Origin of the sequence: Bacillus sp. ok061, assembly GCF_900108285.1 — a bacterium.
GTDB lineage: Bacteria > Bacillota > Bacilli > Bacillales > Bacillaceae_G > Bacillus_A > Bacillus_A thuringiensis_S.
Genome location: NZ_FNUW01000006.1, coordinates 127,202 through 151,290 on the forward strand (window position 1 = coordinate 127,202; position 24,089 = coordinate 151,290).

Below are 24,089 nucleotides of genomic sequence, written 5' to 3' on the forward strand. Positions count from 1 at the left end.
AAAAACGTCCGAATATATCGGACGTTTTTTTATTTCTTCATTAATTATGAACAGTTTCTTTTTCGTTTAATCCAAGTGTACGACCAGTAGAAGTGTGAAGATCTTGGAACAATCTTGGATTTTCAGTTAGTGAAATGCCATATGAAGGAATCATTTCTTTTATTTTTTCTTCCCATTCTACCATGCGGCTTGGGAAACATTTTTCTAATACTTCAAGCATGACGTGAACAGCAGTAGAAGCACCTGGTGATGCGCCTAGTAATGCGGCGATTGAGCCGTCAGCTGCACTTACTACTTCTGTACCAAATTGAAGTGTTCCTTTACCGCCAGCATCAGTATCTTTAATTACTTGTACACGTTGCCCAGCAACTACAATATCCCAATCTTCACTTTTCGCGTTCGGAATGAATTCGCGTAATTCTTCCATACGTTTTTCGTGCGATAACATAACTTGCTGAATTAAGTATTTTGTAAGTCCCATTTCTTTTACACCAGCGGCTAACATCGTTAAGACGTTATTCGGTTTTACAGAACCGATTAAGTCAAGATTTGAACCAGTTTTTAAGAATTTAGGTGAGAAGCCTGCGAATGGTCCAAACAGTAAAGCTTTTTTGTTGTCTATATATCTCGTATCTAGATGAGGTACAGACATTGGCGGAGCGCCAACTTTAGCTTTACCGTATACTTTCGCATGATGTTGCTCTACAACTTTTTGGTTTTTACATACCATAAATAGTCCACTTACCGGGAATCCACCGATATGCTTTGATTCAGGGATACCAGTCTTTTGAAGTAGAGGTAGACTACCGCCACCGCCGCCAATAAAGACGAATTTAGCAGTATGATGCTCAATTTTACCACTATTCATATCGTGTACTTTTACTTCCCACAAACCATTTTTCGTGCGCTTAATATTTTCGACACTATGCTTGTAGTTTAGCTCGACATTTTTTGTTTTTAAATAATCAAACAACATACGTGTTAATGCACCGAAGTTAACATCTGTTCCAGAGTCAATCTTCGTTGCCGCCATCGATTCATTAGATGTGCGGCCTTCCATAATGAGTGGAAGCCATTTTTTTAATGTTTCAGGAGCATCAGAAAATTCCATTCCGTGAAACAGTGGATTTTTTGAAAGCGCTTCAAAACGATTTTTTAGAAACTCAACATTTTTTTCCCCTTGTACTAAACTCATATGAGGTAGTGGCATAATAAAATCTTGTGGATTACGAATTAATTTGCTCTTTACAAGATATGCCCAAAATTGTCTTGAAAGCTGGAATTGCTCATTCACTTTTACAGCCTTACTAATATCTATAGATCCGTCAGATTTTTCGGAAGTATAGTTCAGTTCGCATAGCGCAGAATGCCCTGTACCTGCATTATTCCATTCGTTAGAGCTTTCTTCCCCGGCACTTGCGAGTTTTTCAAAAACTTTAATTTCCCATTCTGGTGCTAATTCTTTTAGTAATGAGCCTAACGTTGCACTCATAATTCCTGCACCAATTAAGATAACGTCTGTTTTTTGCTGCATGTTGCTCATGATAATCTCTCCATCCCCTATATTGGCAAAAAAGTGTAGGTGTTTTCTATGTCTAAGCCGTAAAAGAGAAACACCGCCTAGGCCCCACCTAGGTGTATACCTTTTTTGTCTCAATTATATAACCATCTCATACTCTATTATAATAATTAATAGACTAAAATATCTAGTGTTATCTGATAATTTTAAACTATTTAACGTTTTATTCGCTAAAAATCTTATTTAACAAGCTCTTTTAAGGTGATAAATAGAAAAAAATTACAGTTTGAAATTATCTCGAAAAAGCTTACGTATCCTTAAGTGACTAAATCGAATACCTTTTTATGGGATTTTTCTTCTAGCAATGGTAAGATTATTCTGAAAAATGAAAAGGAGGGATTTTAATGCGTACAAAAGAACAAATTTCAAACTTATTTCGAAACTTTTCAATAAAGGAATGTAAAGGGTCAAGTGATTTATATGAATATTTATCAATGAAAATTGCTGAAGATGAGGAAGTACTTACACTATCGTCCTATGCTCAGGTAGGTCAACCAGTCCCAAACTTACTATTAGGTGCAGTACATTATTTATTGTTAGCAGGGAAAGAACATCATTTAAAAACGTATTATAGTAGTTTAGTTGAAAATGCTGATACAAATTTAGATAAAGCTTTTAATCATTTAAAAGATTTCTGTAAAGAGTACCGAGAAGAAATCATTACTTTGTTACAAACGAAACTCGTTCAAACAAATGAAGTAAGACGGTGCGCATACTTATACCCAAGTTTCTGCTACATATTTAACAAAGTGAAGAAGCCGTTAGCGTTAATTGAAATTGGGACAAGTTCTGGGTTGCAACTGTTCTGGGACCAATATCGTTATTCGTACGGGACGGATGAAATGTACGGAAATATAAATTCAAATGTGCATGTAACTTCTGAAATAAGAGGAGAGAATGTGCCGCATTTTCTAAAAGAAAGCCCATCTGTCGTAGAAAGAATCGGACTGGACTTACATGTGAATGATTTACATAATGAGGAAGATTATTTATGGTTACGTGCTTTAATTTGGCCAGAACATAAAGAAAGGCTTGAAATGTTTGATCAAGCTGCATCTTTAGTGAAAAATGAATCTGTCCAATTAATAGAAGGAGACGGTGTAGAGCTATTATCATCTATTATTGAACAAATAAGTGAAGAAGCTGTTATTTGTATTTTCCATACACACGTCGCAAATCAAATACCAGAACAAGTAAAACATAAGTTAGAAAAACAAATACAAGAAATTGGCGCAAAACGTGATGTATTCCACCTGTATAACAACATGTGGGATCGTGACCTTCATATTGATTATTATATTAACGGAAACGAATATCGTGAAACGGTTGGAGAAACAGAAGGACACGGGAGATGGTTTAGCTGGAAGATTGGAAATGAGACGCTTATTTAGATTAATAGGTGCGCCCTCACTTGTAAAAGATGGGGCATAGGCTAAAGCATGGACTAAATGGTTAAGGAATAAATTTATTAGTAACATACAAAAAATGCTTCGGAGAAATCCTAAGCATTTTTGAATTACATTTAAACCCCATAATGGATCATGTACTTCTGTTCTGCTGTAGCTTGTTCAATTTTTGAAGCTAACTCATTCAGCTCATCAGAATTTTTGAAGAACTTTGAAGATGTAACTGTTTCATAGAATATTGCTAATGATTCAGGCGGGATAATTGTAATACCGCAATAGGCTAAACCGTATTCCTGATTTTTGACTGTATGGAAGTAGGTTTTCATAATTGATAAATTTTGATTTAAGCTACTGATAATATCATCATCAACAGAAATACAATGATATTTCTCTGGTGTATAATCTTCGTAATTTTTTTGAGAAGTAAAATCGTCAATTATTCCAAAATCATGGACACATGCCATCATTATCATCCTTTCAGCTTTAATAAAGTGAGTTCTATTAAAGTAAAATGGTCATTCGTTTAAGTGTAATAGAAATAGTTATGTAGTTCATAAAATATCTTCGGTTCTTCTTCGTGAAGACAGTTTATTTATCGATAAACTCATCGGGAGCCCAAGTGGCGATTTCATTCCCAGGTGCAGCGACTACAAGCCATTGCTCACATAGGACACCAGATTGCCAACATTCATAATAATCATGAAAACCATTTACAAAAATAATTTGTCCACTCTCTAATGTAATAATTAAATGAGGGCTTTCTAAGCCGAGTCGTATATCGGTAACTTTTTGTCTTCTTATCTTAAATATTCTTTCATATTCTTCTTCCTCAGAATAAACTTTAAATTCATCTTCATTTAATGGGTATCTTTTTTGAGGTTTATTAAATAAACACTATTTGGATTCAATATTGATATATAATTGTCCGTCATAATCAACTGAGTCGTGAAAGTTTGTGAAATGAATCTTTATAGCGGCTGGAGAAATACCAAATTGTAATCCATCAACTTGTGATCCGATGAATAGATTTTTCAACACTTTTTCAGCGTGAATTTTATCCTCTTGATTCATTCTTGAAATCCTCCTTTTCTTAAAAATATACCTTATATTTTTATTGTAATAAATAAATTTTCATGTAAAATGTACCTTTTGTGAAAAACGAGCGAATATAGTGTGAAAGATCACGAGAGGGGAACGAAACTTTGGATGAAGTACAATTAAAAGAATGGCTATATAAACGAAAGTATGTTATCCAAAAAAGAGCTTGAGAAAGTTTTACTTTCGGTGGTTGAATAGTTATTTAGTATAAGTAATTGATAATTATATTATGTAAACTTTTTTTGCAAAACATCCATTTTAAAAAATGGATGTTTTGCATTTAGATAGATTAGGTGGAGTATATAGTTTAAAAAAGCGGAATACTTTGCGGAAAGTTAAAGACATTTTTCGGATCATATTTCGCTTTTACTTCCATTAATCGGTCAAAGTTGCAACTAAAGTATGCATCTGGCCAATTTTTAATGGATAGGTCAGGAGTATTAACATAGACACCTTTTGTAAATGGAAGCATTGCCAAACGGAAGTCTTCAACCCATCGAATACTTCCACCAGCACCTTCTGGTTGCTCCCAAGTAGCGAATATTGACATGTTTGATAGTGCTTTTCGGTAAAAGTAAGCAGTCGCCTCATTTGGCACCTCAGCAACAGCACCGCCTAATCCGTGGAAAAATACGGAGGTGGTGGAAAAGGGAGGTGCATTATTAATAAAGTGATCGATAATGGATAGTCCTTCTTCTGGTAATAGTTCATATACATATGGACCAACACTTTTAAATGGTAAAGGTGTTGCAGGTTGCTTCTCAGCTATTTTCGCTTCTGCCCATGGTATTTCTTCGATAGTTACTTGCAGTGGTGAACCGGCTTCTAGTAATGGCTGTAGTAGCAACTGCAATTCTTGTACAGAACCGAGAAATACACCTTGCATTAATAATGATGGTTCTAATCCTGCAGACATAAAAAGAGTAGTTGTAAGTCGTTTATTAGCGCAAGGTAGCGTATATTCTTGCCAAGAGGTTAATACAGGTTTTAAATCTGATATCCCCCAGCTTATTTCTGCAAATCCTACCGTATTAATTTTATGTGTTCGAAACTTAAACGAAGTACATATTCCAAAGTTACCACCACCAGCACCGCGCGAAGCCCAATAGAGATCGGAGTTACACTTGGCGTTAGCGCGTATTATACAACCATTCGCGTCTACCATTTCTAATTCAAGTAAATGATCGAGAGTTAATCCAAACGGACGAGAGAGAATACTATGTCCGCCACCTAAAGTAACACCTGCAATCCCGGGAGTAGGGCAAACACCACTCGGCACAACTAATCCTTCAGCTGCAAGTGTTTCAATTAAAGAAATATTTCTCCATCCAGTCCCGATAGTTACAGTTCCATTATTGTGATCTATTTCTAATTGCTTCATTTCACTTACATCAATTACAAGACCAGCATTACTGACGGATAATGCCTCATAATTATGACGTCCAGAGCGCATGCGTATAGGAACGTTATGTAGCCTTGACCAGCGAACAGCTTTACTACATCCTGCGTATTTTGAGCAAAAATAATGATTAACGGAAATTTGTTGAAGAATGTATTGAATTCTTCACGCGCTGAATTATAATCAGGATCATTAGGTGTAACGATACGACCAGTAAGTTCAATTTTTTGATTATTCATTTCAGTCATCTCTCCTTGACGTGAAATATTTATAATGTGGAAATACAGAACATAAAGAAGAACTGACAATACTTTATAAGTAAATGAATAAAGGAAAAGGCAGTGCTACATAAGTAGCACTGCCTTTTTGTAATTATATGTATGTGCTCAAAATTTCCCCAGGTAATCCATCAATCTCACAAACTTTCTCCGATGTAAAACCTACGCTTAGTAAAATTTTGCGAGAAGGGATATTATTTGGATCGATCATTGCTTTTAGTACGTTTGCATTTGTTTGCTTCACTATTAAAGCTAGATGTTAATTTTTGATTATGTACGTACATACAATGTGTAATTAAGTGAATGATTAACATAGTAATTACAGAAAAGGGTGAATGAAGCATATGAATCAATTTGAGCAAATGATGTACGTTGGAGTCATCATGTCTATTGTACTATCCGTAATGATTTTAGGGTCCTTATATTATAATCCTCGACTTTCATTAACTGATTATCCGAAAGATATTCAAAAAGTAGTTTTTCCAAAATCGATTCATGAAAAAAAGCAAACCATTTACTTTAATATTGTATACAATGCTATTCTTTTCGGTTGTCCTTTCGTTTCTACATATATATTACATAAGCATGAAAAATTAATGTATATGGATGCTTATTTACACACTTTTGGTATTTTAATGATTTTCAATTTAGTAGATTTACTTATAATTGATTGGCTAATTTTTTGCTGGATTACTCCAAGGTTTGTTGTGATTCCTAGTACGGCAGGTATGAAAGGATATAAAGATTATAAGTTTCATTTAAGAGGGGCTATAGTCGCTACTCAAATTTTAGCAATCGTAAGTTTATTTTTGGCGGGAATTGCAACAACTATTTAGTGTGAAGAAGGGCATGAAGCTTTTATAAAAGATAAGGAGATTTATAATATATAGAATTAGAAAAAAGAATTTGTTAGTATTGAAGTGAGGAGTTTTAATAACAGTATATTAAGTCGTATTAATATACTGTTGCAAATGTTTTGATAATATGTAAAATTATACAATTTTACAGAGACATTTGATAAAATTCAAAAAAATATAATGGAGGCTAATATGAAAAAAGTAATTGGCGCAGCAACAGCAACTATTTTTGGATTGGGGGCGTTTACCACAACTGCTACCGCAGAAACAATCGTAACAGCAGATGTACTTAACGTACGTGAAAAACCGACTACAGAATCAAAAGTGGTCGAAAAAGTAAAGAATGGGCAAGAGTTAAAAGTCATCAATACCGAAGATGGCTGGTCAAAAATTGAATTGAACGGTAAAGAAGTATTTGTAAGTTCGGAGTTTACAAAAGATGTGTATCATGTAACGGCGAATTTGTTAAATGTACGTACCGAAGCAAACACGGATTCAGAAATTCTTGGCAGACTAAAAAAAGATGATGTAATTGAATCAACGCATCAAGTAAAAGACGGATGGCTGCAATTTGAGTACAAAGGAAAAACTGCTTATGCAAACGTTTCTTTCCTATCAAGTACAGCACCAACTGAAAAGAAAACCGAAGAGAAAACGAAGCAAGTAGCGAAAGTACAAAAATCAGTTAAAGAAAAGAAAGAAGTAAAGAAGCAGAAAGTAGCAAAAACGAAAGCACAAGAAATAGTAAAGCCTAAAGAAGAAGCAAAAGTCAAAGAAGAACCGAAAGCGCAAGAAATAGTAAAGCCTAAAGAAGAAGTAAAAGTTAAAGAAGAACCGAAAGTGCAAGAAATAGTAAAGCCTAAAGAAGAAGCAAAAGTCAAAGAAGAAGTAAAAGTTAAAGAAGAACCGAAAGTGCAAGAAATAGTAAAGCCTAAAGAAGAAGCAAAAGTCAAAGAAGAACCGAAAGCGCAAGAAATAGTAAAGCCTAAAGAAGAGGCAAAAGTCAAAGAAGAAGTAAAAGAAGAAGAGAAAGCGCAAGAAATAGTAAAAGCTAAAGAAGAAGAGAAAGCAAGAGAAATAGCAAAAGCTAAAGAAGAAGAAAAAGCAAGAGAAATAGCAAAAGCTAAAGAAGAAGAAAAAGCAAGAGAAATAGCAAAGGCTAAAGAAGAAGAGAGAGCGAAAGAAGCATCTAAAAACAACATACAGTCTGCTAAACGTGAATTAACGGTAGTAGCGACAGCATATACTGCTGATCCAAGTGAAAATGGTACATATGGTGGACGCGTTTTAACTGCGATGGGGCATGATTTAACGGCAAATCCGAATATGAGAATTATCGCAGTTGACCCGAAAGTAATCCCGTTAGGGTCTAAAGTATGGGTAGAAGGTTATGGAGAAGCTATCGCTGGTGATACTGGAAGTGCAATTAAAGGTAATCGTATCGATGTTTTAATGGGTTCAAAAAGTAAAGCTATGAATTGGGGAAGACAAACTGTTAAAGTGAAAATTTTATAATAACAATCATGATCCAAATAGAAGTCAGTTCTCTTTATTGAGGCTGGCTTTTATTTTTTGAGTGGAAGTAACATAGAATTTTTAAAGGGTTATTACTAAATCTGTACTAAAACATAAAAGGAAAATGAAACTTGTATCATGTTTATAAAATAAACTATTAAGGATGAGGTGAGGAAGTATAGAAGAATAGAAGAATAGTATGTTGACAACGACGGGTTAACGTATAATGAAATATATAAATCGGATTAAATCGTTTACTAAACACTTTCAACCATAATAGTGTGTAATTAAGTTCAAAGGACAGGTGTATTTCATGAAAGAAGTAAGGGAATATATTGAAACAAAGAAACAAGGTGGTATGTTGCTACAATTACACAAGATATCGAGGAACGCGGACTTATTTCAGTAGTTGATTTCCAGTTTGGGGAAATGAATATCTATTTTTATTTATGTCAAGATTGTTCTGTAATGAAGACCGAGATACAAGGTACATAATGCAAATAAGACTGATTGATTATATCAGTCTTATTTGTATATCTTAATATCATTAAAAATCACATCAAATATATCTTTTTGCGTAAAGTTATCTGTAAAGATAGTTTCTCTGGCAACCTCAATTGTATCGTGCGGATTATACCATTTTTGTAGGGAATCTTCACCAAATTCATGTCGTTTGTCCCTTGTGTTATGTCGTCTAATAGTTTCCTCTAATGATAAATCAAAGTAATATGTAAATGCATTTTCATCAAAATAACGAATTAATTCTTTTAACATCTCACCATACCTACGACTGTTCAATATACCTTCTAAAATAACAAATTCACATTTTCCTTTTCCGTACTTTGTAATTTCAAATAGTAAATCATGAGATAAATTACCCATTGTGTCGTGTACTCTAAGCATATCTCTACGTACAACATCCTGTGATACTAAAAGTGTACCTTGTCCGAAATGTTCTTGTAGTTGCTTTGCGATTGTTGTTTTACCACTTGCAGAGTTTCCTCTAAGAATGATTAAAGTGGATGCAAGTATAGGATTAGACATAATGCATTCCCCCAACAGTATTGATTATATAGAAAATTTTAACAAATAACGTGGAGAAAGTGTATAATCAATATGATGGATATTTAAGGAGGGGGTTAGATGGGAGATACATTAAAAAATGCACAACCAATATGGAAGCGGACATGGTTTCGCTATCTAGGGGCATTTTTCATTGTTCAGTTACTGTTTATCCCGCATTAACGGGCAGTAAGACCCCCACCTCAAAATTCAGCGAAAGCGAAGAAGTTAGGTGGGGGATCAACTGCCCGTAAAAGCCCGATTGGTTCAACTAATAATCAGTGGGGGATGAACAAAACCCCCACTGATTAAAGTTTCACTTTATTTTGTGTGAAATCACTGCGTGGGCGCCAAACTTTAGGCCAGGCGGAGAGTTTTTTAATAGAATATTAAATTCTCAATTTTTCACTGAATGGTTCACGCTCTATACAATCCCGCAATTTAACGTATTTACAGCATTTTTTACGATCACATTACTACCATATGCATTAGTAGGTGCAATGAAAGATATAACATCAAGAAAAAATATAAAGGAATAATAGAGGTATAATATGCTTTTTCAAAAAGAAGGTTTATTGATTAGATACGTAATGGAAGGGGATGCATCTATCATTTCTAAATGGTTAACGGACCCAGAAGTCCTGCAGTATTATGAAGGACGAGATAATCCGCAATCTGTAGAAAAGGTGCTTAATCATTTTATACATAATCCAAACAGTAATGAAAAAAGATGTTTAATAGAATTTGATGCCGTTCCGATTGGTTACATACAAATGTACCCAGTTGATTCCGAGTGGAAAGCGTTATATGGCTATAAAGAATCACAAAATGTATGGGGAATGGACCAATTTATCGGTGAAACAGCCTATTGGAGAAAAGGAATTGGAACAAAGCTCGTTCAGGCAGCAATTACATACATTATGGGTGATATGGGAGCAGAAGCAATCGCAATGGATCCGAAAGTAAATAATGAACGTGCGATAAAGTGTTATGAAAAAAGTGGATTTAAAAAAGTAAAGATTTTAAAGGAACATGAGTTGCATGAGGAGAAATTAGAAGATTGTTGGATGATGGAATTTAAATAATTATAATGAAGATGCAATGGCTTATACAAACAAAGGGAGCTGTGCGAAATGAAAAAAGCATTAATTGTAATTGATGTGCAAGCGGGGATGTATACAGCTGGAATGCCAGTACATAATGGGGAAAAGTTTTTACAAACATTACAAGAGCTTATTGGGGAATGTCGTTCAAATGATATTCCGGTTATTTATGTCCAACATAATGGACCTAAAGATCATCCGTTAGAAAAAGGTACAGATGGTTGGCGAATCCATGCGGCCATCGCTCCGCAAGAAGGGGACAATATCGTTGAAAAGACGACGCCAGATTCATTCCATAAGACAAACTTAAGCGAAGTGTTACAAGAAAAAGGAATTGAACACGTTATTCTTTCAGGAATGCAAACAGAGTATTGTGTAGATACGACAACACGCAGAGCATGTAGTGAAGGATATAAAGTAACGTTAGTGAGTGATGCGCATAGTACATTTGATACAGAAGTGTTACGTGCTGCAGATATTATGAAACATCATAACGCAGTATTGGGAGCGTTTGCGGATGTTGTTGCAGTAAAAGACTTAAAAGTGGCTGCCTCTAAATAAGAGGCAGTTTTTCATTAGAAAAAATAGCGTCAAATATTGTTAGTAAGTCGGTATTTTGAAATAATCAATTATATAATTTCACGTACCATAATGAAAAAATACAAAAAAGGAGCACCACATAATTAAAAAGGGCGCTCCTGCATTAAAACGTTACTTTTTTTTATCTTTATCCAATATATTTTGTTCTTCAGCAAACTCTGTACCATATGCAAAGCGGCGATTAATACGAATGTTATCATTGTTGTGCCTTGTATGAGAGTTAGAGAAGCGATGAACGATTACTTCAGATAAAGTGAAGACGATGGCAGAAAGGATACTGCCCCATGCAATTTGCATATAGTTGTCTAATAAAATATTACCGAAAATCCATACGCTTAAATATGTTAATAAGAAATCCGACATAATGGCACCAGTATTGCCAATTCGATTTAAAATGATTTTATCAACGAACATGTAGGATACGATTGTAACAAAGAGACTGAATGAAATAATTTGAACAAACGTTGCAGGGAAAAATAAAGCAAGCCCAATACTAAATGCGATAATGCACGATATAAACTTGATAAGCACTACTGTGAAATCATTCAAAATTCACACCTCCGATTTATACATAGTTTTTCAATAAATTCTGGAGTTCATACATTGTAACGGATTTATTTACGTAAAACTTTTTCATGTTCGGAATTTCGTCTAAATATTATAAAAACAACGGAAAAATGTTATAGTAAAATGAGAGTGTATGACATTTTTAGGTAAGGGGGAATCCAGGATGTGGATTACTTCAGAAGTAGAAATTCCAGATGAGTTAATCGATCACCTTGAGCAAGGAAAGTTAGTGTTATTTGTTGGAGCGGGAGTTTCTATGAAAGGGAAATCAAACTTACCGAATTTTGATGATTTAGTTGATGCAATTGCAAAAACGTTATATGTCGAAAAACGTGAAATAACAGAACCACATGATTATTATCTTGGTAAAATTGCAAAAACAAAAGATGTACATCAAGTTGCAAGAGATCTTGTTCATATAGAGAAATCAAAACCGAATCCATTGCATTTTGCAATTCCAAGGTTATTTCCTTTAGATACAGATATCCGCATTGTAACAACAAATTTTGATCAACATTTTACAACTGCAATTAAGGAAATAAATAGAGATATCAATGTTTATTATGCTCCAGCTTTACCGACTGGGAGAGCTTTTAAAGGTCTTGCTTATATACATGGTAATGTAGAACAGGAGAAAGAGGCTTTAATTTTAACAGACGGTGATTTTGGAAGGGCTTACTTAACGGAAGGGTGGGCGAGAAGATTTTTAGTCGATCTATTCTCGAATTACACCGTTTTATTCGTTGGATATAGTCATAATGACCCAGTAATGAAATATTTAGCAACTGGTTTACCACCAAGTACAAGACGATTTGCTTTTGTCGCACAAGGGGAAAATACGTACCACTGGGAACATTTAGGGATAAGACCAATTGTGTATCCGAATAAAGTGAATAATCATCAATCCCTCGTAAAAGCGGTAAAACGCTGGGCGGAATTAATGGGCGATAATTATATTACGAAAAGAATGCGTATTCGGGATATTGTAACGGTTCCCCCGTCAGTAGAACAGGAACAATTATCATACATAAAGCAATCAATTAAAAAAATTGAAACAGTTCGTTACTTTGTGGAATTTGCTCATGATTATGAATGGGTCGAATGGTTAGAAGCAGAAGGTAAATTACAAAATTTGTTTATGCTTACGCCAAACTATAATGAAGTAGATGAATTACTTGCAGAATGGTTAGTGGAACAATTTCTTTTTAGTCATCAGAAAGAATTATTTCAATTAATTTATAAAAACTATTCTAAAATATCACCGTTATTATGGAGAACGATTTGTAACTACTTAAACGAAACGAAGAGTAAGATGGATCCGTTGTTGTTTGCAAGATGGACACTCTTTTTATTAGAAACAGCTGAAAAAGATAGTAGCTCTATAGAAAAGATTTCTAAGTTACTGCAAAAATGTTCTTTTCCTGAGCATAAGGAAATGGCCTTATTGTTACTAACTTTTATTTTAGATGGAAAACTGAAGTTGAAACGTGTAAGAAAATGGGGAAATGATACGCAAGAATCAATAGAACTCGAGGAATCGAGTCGCTTACCAGTATCTACATTTTCTCATGTGGAGCAAATTTGGAACGAAAAGATGAGGCCATATATCACCCATTATGCTGTTCCAATTATGATGATCGGATTAGAAAAATTGAGAATGTTGTCGTTAAGACAAACGGCACTGAAAAAAAGAAATAAGGAAGATGTAGAAAAAGATTTTCATCAAAATGATCTTGCATTTTTAATACAAATTGTAAAAGAGTGTCTAACTTATTTATGTGAAAACAATGAGAAAAAAGCGGATTATTATATTACAGAAATGATAGAAGCAAATAGTGTACTTCAAAAGCGAATTGCAATTGACGCGATGAATAAAAATATTTTTGTTCGTGTAGATGACAAAATGAAATGGTTGTTACATGAAGGACTTCTTTTAGATTTCACTTATAAACACGAAGTTTTTCAACTTTTAAAAAGGCATTATGCACATTGTTTAGAAGAAACAAAAGAAGAAGTCACTCGAACTGTAATAAAGCATCTTACAGAAGAGAGGGTATTTGATGCATGTCTCGTATTAGACTTATTATTCAAGTGTGATTCAAATAGTCCATCTACGGCAAATGGGTATGAGTTAATGAAGCAAAAGCATCCTCATTTTCATTCTGAACGATACAGTGTACAAAAGAAAGAGGATACAGCGCAAAGCATTACTTGTAATGTAACAGCTGACGGATTATTGCAGCTGAAAGATGTTGAAATTATGAAGCAAGTTCGGCAATTTTCGCAAGATGGTGTTTTTGAACAACGCCATTTTTTAGAGATGTTATCAAAAGCATGTAAATTGAATACAGAGTGGAGTATTTCATTCGCATATCAATTAGTAGGAGTGCAAGAAATAAGTAATGAAGTATGGTTTGTTTGTATTAGAGAATGGCGAAATAACCGAGGATTGACAAATGATCAAATCCAAAAAATTATTCCGCTATTGCAGAAATTTGTTAGAAATACTGCTTATCATTGGTTAATTAGTAGTTTTCTATATGAAATTAGTAATCGACTAGAAGAGTTAGAAGAGAATAGTATACGTGTTGTAAAACGCTTTGCTTTTTCAGTGTTTCCTCAAGTTATGAAGAGTGATACGGATTTTAAGCTTGGAAAACAAGATTTTTACAATGAATCAATTCAGCATCCTGTTGGGAAAATGACAGCTGTATTATTAAAATTGTTATCATATGATCATTTATACGATCGTAATGTATATGAATATTTATTTTTATTTGAAGAACAAGTAAGAGTTAATTTGGAACGAACAAACTTTATGTTTGCTCGTTTAATAGCAGATATTACATTTCTATATCATATTGAAAAGCAATGGTGCCGAAAATATTTGTTACCATACTTAGATTTAAAAAAACCAAATGAAATTACGGAATATGCATGGGCTGGTTTATGTTACACGCAAATAAATTTACCTTTATTTACAGAAATGAAACGATTTATTAAGTATGCGATAGAACATTTGGAAGTATTACATCCGCATACGAGGGAAGCTTTCTTGAAGTGGCTTAGCTTTGTATTTATTAAATGTGTACTATATTGGGAGCAAAAAACAGAGTGGTTATACCCTTTACTCATACTAGAAAATGAAGAAAATAAAATTAAATTTATGCAGTTTTTATGCTATTACGTCAAAACATTAAGCGTAAAAGAACAACAAAAATTTTGGACAGCTTGGCTCAGTGTATTTTTACGAGAACGACCAAAAATGGGTGAGATAACTGCGAGAGAATATGTAATGCTTTTACGTATTATCTTATACATGGATGAAATATTAGAAAAAGGATTATGTATTATGTCTCGTGCATTTTCAAGTGTACATGGTAAATGTACAGGTGAGGAAATGAAGCAGTTATTGATTGAAATGCTTCATAAGAAAGAAAGTATGAAAGCGCATAAAAAAATGTTTGCAAATGTGTTTTTTATTTTACTACAAACATGTCAAGAAGCCGTTTTATTTGAAAAAGAAATCATACAAATAAAAGAATTATTAGTTCAGTATGAAGTAGAGGAATATGTTTTACATTTACTAGAAAATGAAATAATTCGCATAGGAATTGTAATGGGTGATTTACAAAAAGAATTATAGGATGAAAGTGGAATTTTAAAAAAATATATAAAAAGTTGTTGACAGTGTTTTAAAAAGCGTTCTATAATACGAATCATACTTATTCAATTTCAAAAACATTTGAATAAACAAAGTGCAATGAAGAGATCACAGTAGTGGTTAGTCTTACTGTAACAGAGAGCTGGTGGTTGGTGTGAACCAGTACAGGGATAATCATGAATTACAGTCTTGGAGCATCTTTTTCGTAATAAAGATAGTTTGTCTTTATGAGGAAAAAGCGGTCAATTGATCGTTAACAGTGAAGAGAGGTAGACGGAAAGTTAGTCTACAACTAGGGTGGTACCGCGATAAATATCGTCCCTACTGATTTATTCAGTAGGGACTTTTTGTATTTTAGTGGTCCAACTTGAAAATAAAATAGTCATGCATTGAAAGGAAAAAGCAGTAGTTGTTGTTTCCCTGTAACAGAGAGCTGGTGGTTGGTGCGAACCAGTACAAAAACAAGAGCGAATTACAGTCCTGGAGCATCTTTTTCGTAGTAAAGATAGTATTTGTCTTTATGAAGGGAAAGACGGTCAGATGATCGTTAACAATGAAGAGAGGTAGACGAAAGAAGTCTACAACTAGGGTGGTACCGCGATAAATATCGTCCCTACTGATTGCATCAGTAGGGCTTTTTTGTACAAAAAAGTGGGTTTTTAACTAGTAGTTCATGTCTTTGTACGAATTATTAGTTTAAAATAAGAAGAGGTATCGATTCCACTATAAATTTGTATAATTAACCAGTTCAGAAAATAGAGAATCTTTTATTCTCTTACTATACTTTTAAAACATTAGAGGAGGATTTCCAAATGGCAAATCATGAATTAGATCAATTACGTAAACAGGTAGATGAAATTAACTTACAACTATTACACCTTTTAAACAAACGTGGTGAAATTGTTCAAAAAATTGGAGAGCAAAAGCAAGTACAAGGTACGAAACGCTTTGATCCAGTACGTGAGCGTGAAGTACTTGATATGATCGCAGAGCATAACGAAGGACCATTCGAAACATCAACTGTTCAACATATTTTCAAAACGATTTTCAAAGCAAGCTTAGAGTTACAAGAAGATGATAACCGCAAAGCGTTACTAGTATCACGTAAAAAGAAACAAGAAAATACAATCGTTGATGTAAAAGGTGAATTGATTGGAAACGGAACACAAACGTTTATCATGGGACCTTGTGCAGTAGAAAGCTTAGAGCAAGTTCGTCAAGTAGGGCAAGCGATGAAAGATCAAGGCTTAAAATTAATGCGCGGCGGTGCATTCAAACCGAGAACATCTCCATACGATTTCCAAGGTTTAGGAGTAGAAGGACTTCAAATTTTACGTCAAGTAGCAGACGAGTTCGACTTAGCAATTATTAGTGAAATTTTAAATCCGAACGATGTTGAAATGGCATTAGACTACGTTGATGTAATTCAAGTTGGTGCACGTAACATGCAAAACTTCGATTTATTACGTGCTGTAGGTAAAGTTAACAAACCAGTATTATTAAAACGTGGATTAGCAGCAACAATTGATGAGTTCATTAACGCAGCGGAATACATCATTGCGCAAGGTAACGATCAAATTATTCTTTGTGAGCGCGGTATCCGCACATACGAAAGAGCAACACGTAACACATTAGACATTTCTGCAGTACCAATTTTAAAGAAAGAAACACATTTACCAGTTATCGTTGATGTAACACATTCAACTGGACGCAGAGATTTATTATTACCAACAGCGAAAGCGGCACTTGCAATTGGCGCAGATGCAGTAATGGCTGAAGTTCATCCAGATCCAGCAGTTGCATTGTCAGATTCTGCACAACAAATGGACATTCCAGAATTCCATAGATTCATGGATGAGTTAAAAGGTTTCAAAAATAAATTATCTTAATTCCATATCATATATGCGTTGAAGAGGAAACAGTAGTGCTTATCTCACTGTTAAAGAGAGCTGATGGCTGGTGTGAATCAGTACAAAGGTAAGCATGAATTACAGCCTTGGAGCATCTTTCCCGACAACTTATGGAGGGGAAGACGGTCAAACGATCGTTAAAGAAGAAGAGAGGTAGACGACAGTTGTCTACAACTAGGGTGGTACCGCGATAAACATCGTCCCTACTGAGCGCTCAGTAGGGACTTTTTTGTACAAAAAAATAGTAAAGGGGCAAGAGAAATGAGATACATTACAGCTGGAGAATCACATGGACCGCAGTTAACAGTTATTTTAGAAGGTGTACCAGCAGGTTTGACACTTACGGCGGAACATATTAATAAAGAATTATTAAGAAGGCAAAAAGGTCATGGGCGCGGAAGACGCATGCAAATTGAAACAGATACAGTTGAAATTGTAAGTGGTGTTCGTCACGGGATGACACTTGGATCACCGATTACGTTAATCGTAAAAAATGATGATTTCAAACATTGGACGAAAGTAATGGGTGCTGAGCCAATTTCGGAAAAAGAAAGTAAAGACATGAAACGTACAATTACAAAACCACGTCCAGGACATGCGGATTTAAATGGAGCAATTAAATATGGTCATCGTGATATAAGAAACGTATTAGAGCGCTCATCTGCAAGAGAAACGACAGTTCGTGTAGCTGCTGGTGCAGTTGCAAAACAAATTTTAAGCGAATTAGGTGTGAAAATTGCAGGACATGTTCTTGAAATTGGTGGTGTAAAAGCAAAACATATTTCAAACTTACCGATTGAAGAAATTCAAACGATAACTGAAAACTCACCGGTTCGATGTTTAGACAAAGAAGTAGAGCAAGAAATGATGGATGCGATTGACAATGCAAAAAGTAGCGGAGATTCAATCGGTGGTATTGTGGAAGTTATTGCAGAAGGTATGCCAATTGGCGTTGGTAGTTACGTTCATTACGATCGTAAATTAGATGCCAAACTTGCTGGTGCAATTATGAGTATAAATGCATTTAAAGGTGCTGAAATTGGCGTAGGTTTTGAAGCGGCAAGACAACCAGGAAGTAAAGTGCATGATGAAATTCTGTGGGATGAAGAAAAAGGATACACGAGAAAAACGAATAATGCTGGCGGTTTAGAAGGCGGTATGACAACAGGTATGCCAATTGTCGTAAGAGGCGTTATGAAGCCAATTCCTACATTATACAAACCGTTAGCAAGCGTTGATATTGATACGAAGGAAGCATTCCAAGCGAGTATTGAAAGATCTGATAGTTGCGCAGTACCAGCAGCGGGTGTAGTAGCTGAATCTGTTGTAGCATGGGAACTTGCAGATGCACTAGTCGAACAATTCGGAAAAGATCGTATGGAATTATTAAAACAAAACATTATGCAACACAATAACTACGCAAAAGAATTTTAATAAAAAGGTGGGTTTAACGTGCAAGTAAAGGATCAACTATCATCATTACAACCATATAAACCAGGTAAATCACCAGAACAAATGAAAGAAGTGTACGGAGATCATTCGTTTGTGAAATTAGCATCGAATGAAAATCCATTCGGTTGTTCACCGAGAGTTTTAGAAGAGTTGCAAAAGTCTTGGTTGGAACATGCTTTATATCCTGACGGAGGTGCTACAACGCTCCGTCAAACAATTGCAGATAAGTTACATGTCCAAATGGAACAAATACTTTGCGGTAGTGGTTTAGACGAAGTCATTCAAATAATAAGCCGTGCAGTACTTAAAGCAGGAGATAACATCGTAACGGCTGGTGCAACATTCCCGCAGTACCGTCATCATGCAATTATTGAAGGTTGTGAAGTGAAAGAAATCCCTTTAAATAATGGTGTATACGATTTAGACGAAATTTCGTCAGCAATAAATAATAATACGAAGATCGTATGGATTTGTAATCCGAACAACCCGACAGGCACATATGTGAATGATCGAAATTTGACTCAATTTATTGAAGGTATTAGTGAAAATACGTTAATTGTCATTGATGAAGCGTACTATGAATACGTAACAGCAAAAGATTTCCCGGAGACATTACCGCTTTTAGAAAAACATAAAAACATTCTTGTACTTAGAACATTTTCTAAAGCATACGGATTAGCTTCTTTCCGCGTTGGATATGCGATCGGACAGGAAGAGCTAATTGAGAAATTAAATGTCGTACGTTTACCATTTAACGTATCTTCATTAGCGCAAAAAGCAGCTACGATTGCTTTTGATGATGACGAGTTTATTAAAGAAATAGTTCGCGTGAATACAGAAGGATTACAGCAATACGAGAGTTTCTGTAAGGAAAACGGTATACCATTTTATTCGTCACAAACTAATTTCATCTTCTTACCGGTAGATAATGCTGGAGAGATTTATGAAGCTTGCGCACATGCAGGGTTTATTATTCGTCCATTCCCAAATGGTGTCCGTATTACAGTTGGAACAAGGGAGCAAAATGAAGGAGTGATTTCAGTGTTAAAACAACACTTTGAAAATAAAAAAAGAAAGTCTCGAGATGAGGCAAATGCGTAAAAAGGTAGTATTAATTGGAACAGGTTTAATAGGAGGCTCTCTTGCCTTAGCGATTAAGAAAGAGCACGATGTAACGATAACAGGTTACGATATATTTCAAGAACAAATAGAGCGTGCAAAAGAATTACACGTAGTAGATGAAATAGCAGTTGATTTACAACATGCATGTGAAGAGGCACATTTAATTGTTTTTGCTTCTCCAGTTGAAGAAACGAAGAAGCTATTACACAAACTTGCGTCATTCCGTTTACGAGAAGATGTTATAGTGACTGATGTTGGTAGTACAAAAGGTTCTATTATGAACGAAGCGGAAGCTTTATTTTCAAAGGAAGTTTCTTTCATTGGTGGACATCCGATGGCAGGTTCTCATAAAACGGGAGTTGAAAGTGCAAAAGCACATTTATTTGAAAATGCATTTTATATTTTAACGCCGATGAATCATGTGCCAAATGAACATGTGGAAGATCTAAAGCGTTGGTTACAAGGAACAGGATCTCATTTTCTCGTTCTAAATACAGAGGAACATGATTATGTAACAGGGATCGTTAGTCATTTTCCGCATCTTATCGCAGCTGGATTAGTAAAGCAAGTGGAGAAACATGCAGGAGATAATCCGCTCATTCATCAACTAGCTGCGGGAGGGTTTAAAGACATTACACGTATCGCATCCAGTAGCCCAAAAATGTGGAGTGATATTGTTAAGCAAAATCGCGAGCATTTAATGGTATTATTAAAAGAGTGGATCTCTGAAATGGAAGATTTATATGATACAGTTTCTACTGGAGATGCAGGCGAGATTCAAACCTATTTTGCAGACGCGAAAGAATACCGTGACTCTTTACCAGTACGAAAGAGAGGGGCAATTCCTGCCTATCACGACTTATACGTCGATGTTTTAGATAAAGTAGGGGCATTGGCTCATATTACGAGTATTTTAGCGCGCGAGGAAATTAGTATTACGAACTTGCAAATATTAGAAGCGCGTGAAGGACTGCTTGGGGTATTACGTATTAGCTTCCAAAGGGAAGAAGATCGTATGAAAGCAAAGCTAGCGCTTGGAGAAGAAGAATACCAAACTTATGAAACAATTTAAATGAGAAGGTGAAAAACGTGAAAGAAAGAACAATACAACCTGTTAATAACGGATTGAATGGCGATATTACAATCCCAGGTGATAAATCCATTTCACACCGTGCTGTTATGTTCGGTTCGATTGCAGAAGGGAAAACAACAATTAAAGGTTTCTTGCCCGGTGCAGACTGTTTAAGTACTATTTCATGTTTTAAAGAAATGGGAGTAGAAATTACGCAAAGCGGTGATGAAGTTACTGTAGTTGGTAAAGGATTAGAAGGTTTACAAGAACCGAAAGCTGTATTAGATGTTGGTAATTCTGGTACAACAATTCGATTAATGTCAGGTATATTAGCTAACACACCATTTTTCTCTTGCGTACAAGGTGATGAATCTATCGCAAAAAGACCGATGAAGCGTGTAACAAACCCATTAAAACAAATGGGTGCAAACATTGACGGCAGAGAAGAAGGAACATTTACACCGCTAACAATACGTGGCGGAGATTTAAAAGCAATTGAATATATTTCTCCTGTTGCAAGTGCACAAGTAAAGTCAGCTATTTTACTTGCAGGGCTTCGCGCAGAAGGTGTAACAGCTGTTACAGAACCACATATTTCCCGCGATCATACGGAAAGAATGCTTGAAGTATTTGGTGTTAAAGTAACTCGAGAAGGAAAGACAGTGAAGCTGTCAGGTGGACAAAAATTAACAGCAACAGACATTCAAGTGCCAGGTGACGTATCATCAGCAGCATTTTTCTTAGTAGCAGGTGCAATCATCCCAAATAGTAAACTAGTATTACAAAATGTAGGAATGAATCCAACTCGTACAGGTATTATTGATGTTATAGAGAAAATGGGTGCTACGTTCACTGTAGATCTAATTAACGAAGGGGCATCAGAACCAGCTGCAAATATTACAATTGAAACATCTTCATTAAAAGGAATCGAAATCGGCGGAGATATTATCCCAAGATTAATTGATGAAATTCCAATAATCGCATTAGCGGCAACACAAGCAGAAGGAATTACAGTTATTAAAGATGCACACGAATTAAAAGTAAAAGAAACAAATCGTATTGATACAGTCGTTGCGGAGTTAACGAAACTAGGAGCTCGCATAGAAGCAACTGATGACGGCATGATCATTTACGGAAAATCAGCTTTAAAAGGCAATACAGTAAATAGTTACGGTGATCACCGCATCGGAATGATGCTTGCGATTGCTGGCTGCCTGGCAGAAGGAAAAACAATTATTGAAGATGCAGAAGCAGTAGGTGTATCATATCCTTCATTCTTTGATGAACTTCAAAAGTTAGCTAAATAATAAGGATGGAAAGCAGATACGTGATGTATCTGCTTTTTTTGTTAAAACGTCTTTGTAATTTCACTTACCGAACTACAATAGTAAGAATTGTGATACAATTCAAACGGGGAATGGAGGAGAATTATATGAATGTCATACAATTAAAAGAAGATAAGTTCAGAGAAGCATTACGTTTATCAGAATACGCTTTTCAATATAAAGTAGATGAGGAACGATTACAGCAGCAACTTACAAAGATGAAGGAAAGTCATGAAATATACGGCATTATGGAAGGGGAAGACTTAGCAGCAAAACTACATCTCATTCCGTTTCATATTTACATAGGTAAAGAAAAATTTAAAATGGGTGGCGTTGCAGGAGTAGCGACGTATCCAGAGTACAGAAGAAGTGGGCATGTAAAAGAGCTACTTCAACATTCACTTCAAACGATGAAAAAAGATGGCTATACAGTCTCTATGTTACATCCATTTGCGGTTTCATTTTACCGTAAATACGGCTGGGAACTTTGTGCGAATCTACTCATATGTCATATGACTAAGAGCGATTTAGTGATGAAAAAACAAGTAAATGGAACTGTGAAACGTTTCAATAAAGAAAATCATCCAGAAGAGGTCGAAAAGCTCTATGAAGTATTTGCAGAACGTTTTTCAGGTATGTTAGTTCGAGAGAAGAACTGGTGGTTACAAGCGGTTTATGATGATTTAACATTAGCGATTTACTATGATGAAAATAAAAAGGCAGCAGGTTACATGTTATACAAAATAGAAAACTATAAAATGACAGTAGAAGAATTTGTACCACTGCATAATGAAGCACGAAATGGTCTGTGGAACTTTATTTGCCAGCATGATTCTATGATTAAAGAACTTGAAATGACAGTAAGTGAAAACGAACCGTTGTTATATTCATTACAAGAGCCACGCGTGAAGACAGAAATAAAACCATATTTTATGGGAAGAATTGTAGATGTAGAGCATTTCTTAAAACAATATGAGTTGAATTGGAACAATGTACAGCAAGAAGTGATTCTACACATTACAGACGCATTTGCCCCGTGGAATAACGTAGCAGTAAGACTTGCGAATCATGAAATAACAATTATAAAAGAAGAAACAAAAGACAAAGGGATTAAGCTGGATATAAACGCACTATCTACTATAATGTTTGGCTATAAACGTCCGTTACAACTTAATGAACTAGAATTAATTAGTGGAAGCGAAGAGGAAATACGAGCGTTTGAGACGATAGTTCCAGTACGTAAAGCATTTATTTATGATTTCTTTTAAGTTTTAAATAGGAAATAGGGCTGCCCAAAATAAAATTTTGGGACAGCCTTCTCTTGTATTGTCAGTTTTTGTCGGTAAGTCGATATATTCTAAAAACCGCTGATATAAATTTTTCACAAACAAGGGATTAAAACCGCAACGATATTTGTCACGCACTTGACTTTTACTTCATGTAATTTATAATTAAAAACGGAATGAATTTTCATTCCTAAAAATAGAGGTGGAAAAAATGGCTAAAAACAAACAAGAAGATATTTTTGATGCTGCGATGCAACTTTTCGCAGAGCGTGGTTACGATGGTACGACAATTCCAATGATCGCTGAAAAGGCAAAAGTCGGTGCGGGTACTATTTATCGCTACTTTGAAAATAAAGAGGCGCTTGTTAACTCATTATTTTCAAAAAGTATGTTAGAGCTTTCTGAAATGATAAAAACGGATTTTCCTGTTGAAGCAAATATTCGTGAACAGTTTAGTCATACGTACAACCGTTTATTTGAATTTGCGAGAAACAATGTGGATGCTTTTTTATTTACAAATTCTCACTGTGATAGTTATTTTCTTGACGAACAGAGTAAGAAAATATTTGACGATTTTATAGGCTTCTTTATGAATATTATTGAAGATGGAATCGCAAAAGGTTTTCTTCGTCCATTGCCTCCAGTTGCTTTAATTATTATTGTATATCAACCGCTAGAAAAATTAACGAAAGTAATTGCAACAGGGCAATTAGAATACTCAAAAGAATTAGTAAAAGAATTGGAAGAAAGCTCTTGGAACGCTATTAGAATCATTTGATTCTATAGCTTATAAG

Annotated in this window: 17 protein-coding genes, 5 pseudogenes and 3 other annotated features; of the genes and pseudogenes, 15 read left to right on the top strand and 7 right to left on the bottom strand. The window is 35.0% G+C overall.

Annotated features, from left to right (window positions below):
• Positions 1–40: 40 nt before the first annotated feature.
• Positions 41–1,543 carry a malate:quinone oxidoreductase gene (locus C4S65_RS10745; protein ID WP_000069155.1) on the bottom strand — a complete coding sequence of 501 codons (1,503 nt, stop codon included), beginning with the start codon at positions 1,541–1,543 and terminating at the stop codon, positions 41–43.
• Between the two features lie 380 nt (positions 1,544–1,923).
• On the opposite strand from C4S65_RS10745, the gene C4S65_RS10750 reads away from it, so the two are divergent.
• Positions 1,924–2,970, top strand: a complete 1,047-nt coding sequence (locus C4S65_RS10750) for a DUF2332 domain-containing protein (protein WP_097960544.1) — start codon at positions 1,924–1,926, stop codon at positions 2,968–2,970.
• Positions 2,971–3,101: 131 nt separating this feature from the next.
• Here the strand turns inward: C4S65_RS10750 and C4S65_RS10755 are convergent, their stop codons facing one another.
• The 4 genes and pseudogenes from C4S65_RS10755 to C4S65_RS10770 form a co-directional block, all read right to left on the bottom strand.
• Complete coding sequence (locus C4S65_RS10755; RefSeq protein WP_141528217.1) at positions 3,102–3,452, bottom strand: short-chain dehydrogenase; 351 nt, start codon at positions 3,450–3,452, stop codon at positions 3,102–3,104.
• Between the two features lie 121 nt (positions 3,453–3,573).
• Positions 3,574–4,056, bottom strand: a pseudogene (locus tag C4S65_RS10760) (hypothetical protein).
• Positions 4,057–4,390: 334 nt separating this feature from the next.
• A pseudogene (locus tag C4S65_RS10765) lies at positions 4,391–5,721 on the bottom strand (FAD-binding oxidoreductase).
• 133 nt (positions 5,722–5,854) lie between these two features.
• Positions 5,855–6,007, bottom strand: a pseudogene (locus C4S65_RS10770) (N-acetyltransferase); the annotation flags it as partial.
• 97 nt (positions 6,008–6,104) lie between these two features.
• Between C4S65_RS10770 and C4S65_RS10775 the strand changes: the two are divergent.
• Together C4S65_RS10775 and entB are read left to right on the top strand one after the other, a co-directional pair.
• A complete protein-coding gene (locus tag C4S65_RS10775) occupies positions 6,105–6,596 on the top strand; it encodes a hypothetical protein (RefSeq protein WP_001071236.1) in 492 nt (163 codons plus the stop codon).
• A 213-nt stretch (positions 6,597–6,809) separates the two neighbouring features.
• Positions 6,810–8,132: a cell wall-binding protein EntB gene (gene entB / locus C4S65_RS10780; protein WP_258043869.1), complete on the top strand. Its 1,323-nt coding sequence runs from the start codon at positions 6,810–6,812 to the stop codon at positions 8,130–8,132.
• A gap of 525 nt (positions 8,133–8,657) precedes the next feature.
• Here the strand turns inward: entB and C4S65_RS10785 are convergent.
• Positions 8,658–9,176: a kinase gene (locus tag C4S65_RS10785; protein WP_086407422.1), complete on the bottom strand. Its 519-nt coding sequence runs from the start codon at positions 9,174–9,176 to the stop codon at positions 8,658–8,660.
• Positions 9,177–9,275: 99 nt separating this feature from the next.
• On the opposite strand from C4S65_RS10785, the pseudogene C4S65_RS34340 reads away from it, so the two are divergent.
• The 4 genes and pseudogenes from C4S65_RS34340 to C4S65_RS10800 all read left to right on the top strand — a co-directional run.
• Positions 9,276–9,368: pseudogene (locus C4S65_RS34340) on the top strand (YfzA family protein); the annotation flags it as partial.
• 146 nt (positions 9,369–9,514) lie between these two features.
• A pseudogene (locus C4S65_RS10790) lies at positions 9,515–9,733 on the top strand (YfzA family protein); the annotation flags it as partial.
• Between the two features lie 12 nt (positions 9,734–9,745).
• Positions 9,746–10,279, top strand: coding sequence for a GNAT family N-acetyltransferase (locus tag C4S65_RS10795; RefSeq protein WP_000898783.1), 534 nt, complete (start codon positions 9,746–9,748; stop codon positions 10,277–10,279).
• Between the two features lie 48 nt (positions 10,280–10,327).
• Complete coding sequence (locus C4S65_RS10800) at positions 10,328–10,858, top strand: cysteine hydrolase family protein (RefSeq protein ID WP_097960186.1); 531 nt, start codon at positions 10,328–10,330, stop codon at positions 10,856–10,858.
• 150 nt (positions 10,859–11,008) lie between these two features.
• Here C4S65_RS10800 and C4S65_RS10810 read toward each other — a convergent pair whose 3' ends face one another.
• Entirely contained in the window at positions 11,009–11,446 is a 438-nt protein-coding gene (locus tag C4S65_RS10810) for a YndM family protein (protein WP_000997702.1), read from the bottom strand.
• A 181-nt stretch (positions 11,447–11,627) separates the two neighbouring features.
• Here C4S65_RS10810 and C4S65_RS10815 point away from each other — a divergent pair, with 181 nt between their 5' ends.
• The 8 genes from C4S65_RS10815 (at position 11,628) to C4S65_RS10855 (ending at position 24,073) form a co-directional block, all read left to right on the top strand.
• Positions 11,628–15,110 (top strand): DUF4020 domain-containing protein, encoded by a 3,483-nt coding sequence (locus C4S65_RS10815; protein ID WP_141551122.1) that lies wholly within the window; start codon positions 11,628–11,630, stop codon positions 15,108–15,110.
• Positions 15,111–15,218: 108 nt separating this feature from the next.
• Positions 15,219–15,454: a binding site (T-box leader), on the top strand.
• Positions 15,455–15,508: 54 nt separating this feature from the next.
• Positions 15,509–15,746 (top strand) — a binding site (T-box leader).
• Positions 15,747–15,940: 194 nt separating this feature from the next.
• Entirely contained in the window at positions 15,941–17,017 is a 1,077-nt protein-coding gene (locus C4S65_RS10820) for a bifunctional 3-deoxy-7-phosphoheptulonate synthase/chorismate mutase (protein ID WP_001273575.1), read from the top strand.
• Positions 17,018–17,026: 9 nt separating this feature from the next.
• Positions 17,027–17,246 (top strand) — a binding site (T-box leader).
• A gap of 53 nt (positions 17,247–17,299) precedes the next feature.
• Positions 17,300–18,472, top strand: coding sequence for a chorismate synthase (gene aroC / locus C4S65_RS10830; RefSeq protein ID WP_001269431.1), 1,173 nt, complete (start codon positions 17,300–17,302; stop codon positions 18,470–18,472).
• 18 nt (positions 18,473–18,490) lie between these two features.
• Positions 18,491–19,591: a histidinol-phosphate transaminase gene (gene hisC / locus C4S65_RS10835; protein WP_001197262.1), complete on the top strand. Its 1,101-nt coding sequence runs from the start codon at positions 18,491–18,493 to the stop codon at positions 19,589–19,591.
• Entirely contained in the window at positions 19,584–20,684 is a 1,101-nt protein-coding gene (gene tyrA / locus C4S65_RS10840; protein ID WP_098517187.1) for a prephenate dehydrogenase, read from the top strand. The genes hisC and tyrA overlap by 8 nt, the downstream gene beginning before the upstream one ends.
• Before the next feature lie 17 nt (positions 20,685–20,701).
• Positions 20,702–21,991: a 3-phosphoshikimate 1-carboxyvinyltransferase gene (gene aroA / locus C4S65_RS10845; RefSeq protein ID WP_103945222.1), complete on the top strand. Its 1,290-nt coding sequence runs from the start codon at positions 20,702–20,704 to the stop codon at positions 21,989–21,991.
• A gap of 125 nt (positions 21,992–22,116) precedes the next feature.
• Positions 22,117–23,277 (top strand): GNAT family N-acetyltransferase, encoded by a 1,161-nt coding sequence (locus C4S65_RS10850; RefSeq protein WP_061666508.1) that lies wholly within the window; start codon positions 22,117–22,119, stop codon positions 23,275–23,277.
• 229 nt (positions 23,278–23,506) lie between these two features.
• Entirely contained in the window at positions 23,507–24,073 is a 567-nt protein-coding gene (locus C4S65_RS10855) for a TetR/AcrR family transcriptional regulator (RefSeq protein WP_061666510.1), read from the top strand.
• Positions 24,074–24,089: the final 16 nt, after the last annotated feature.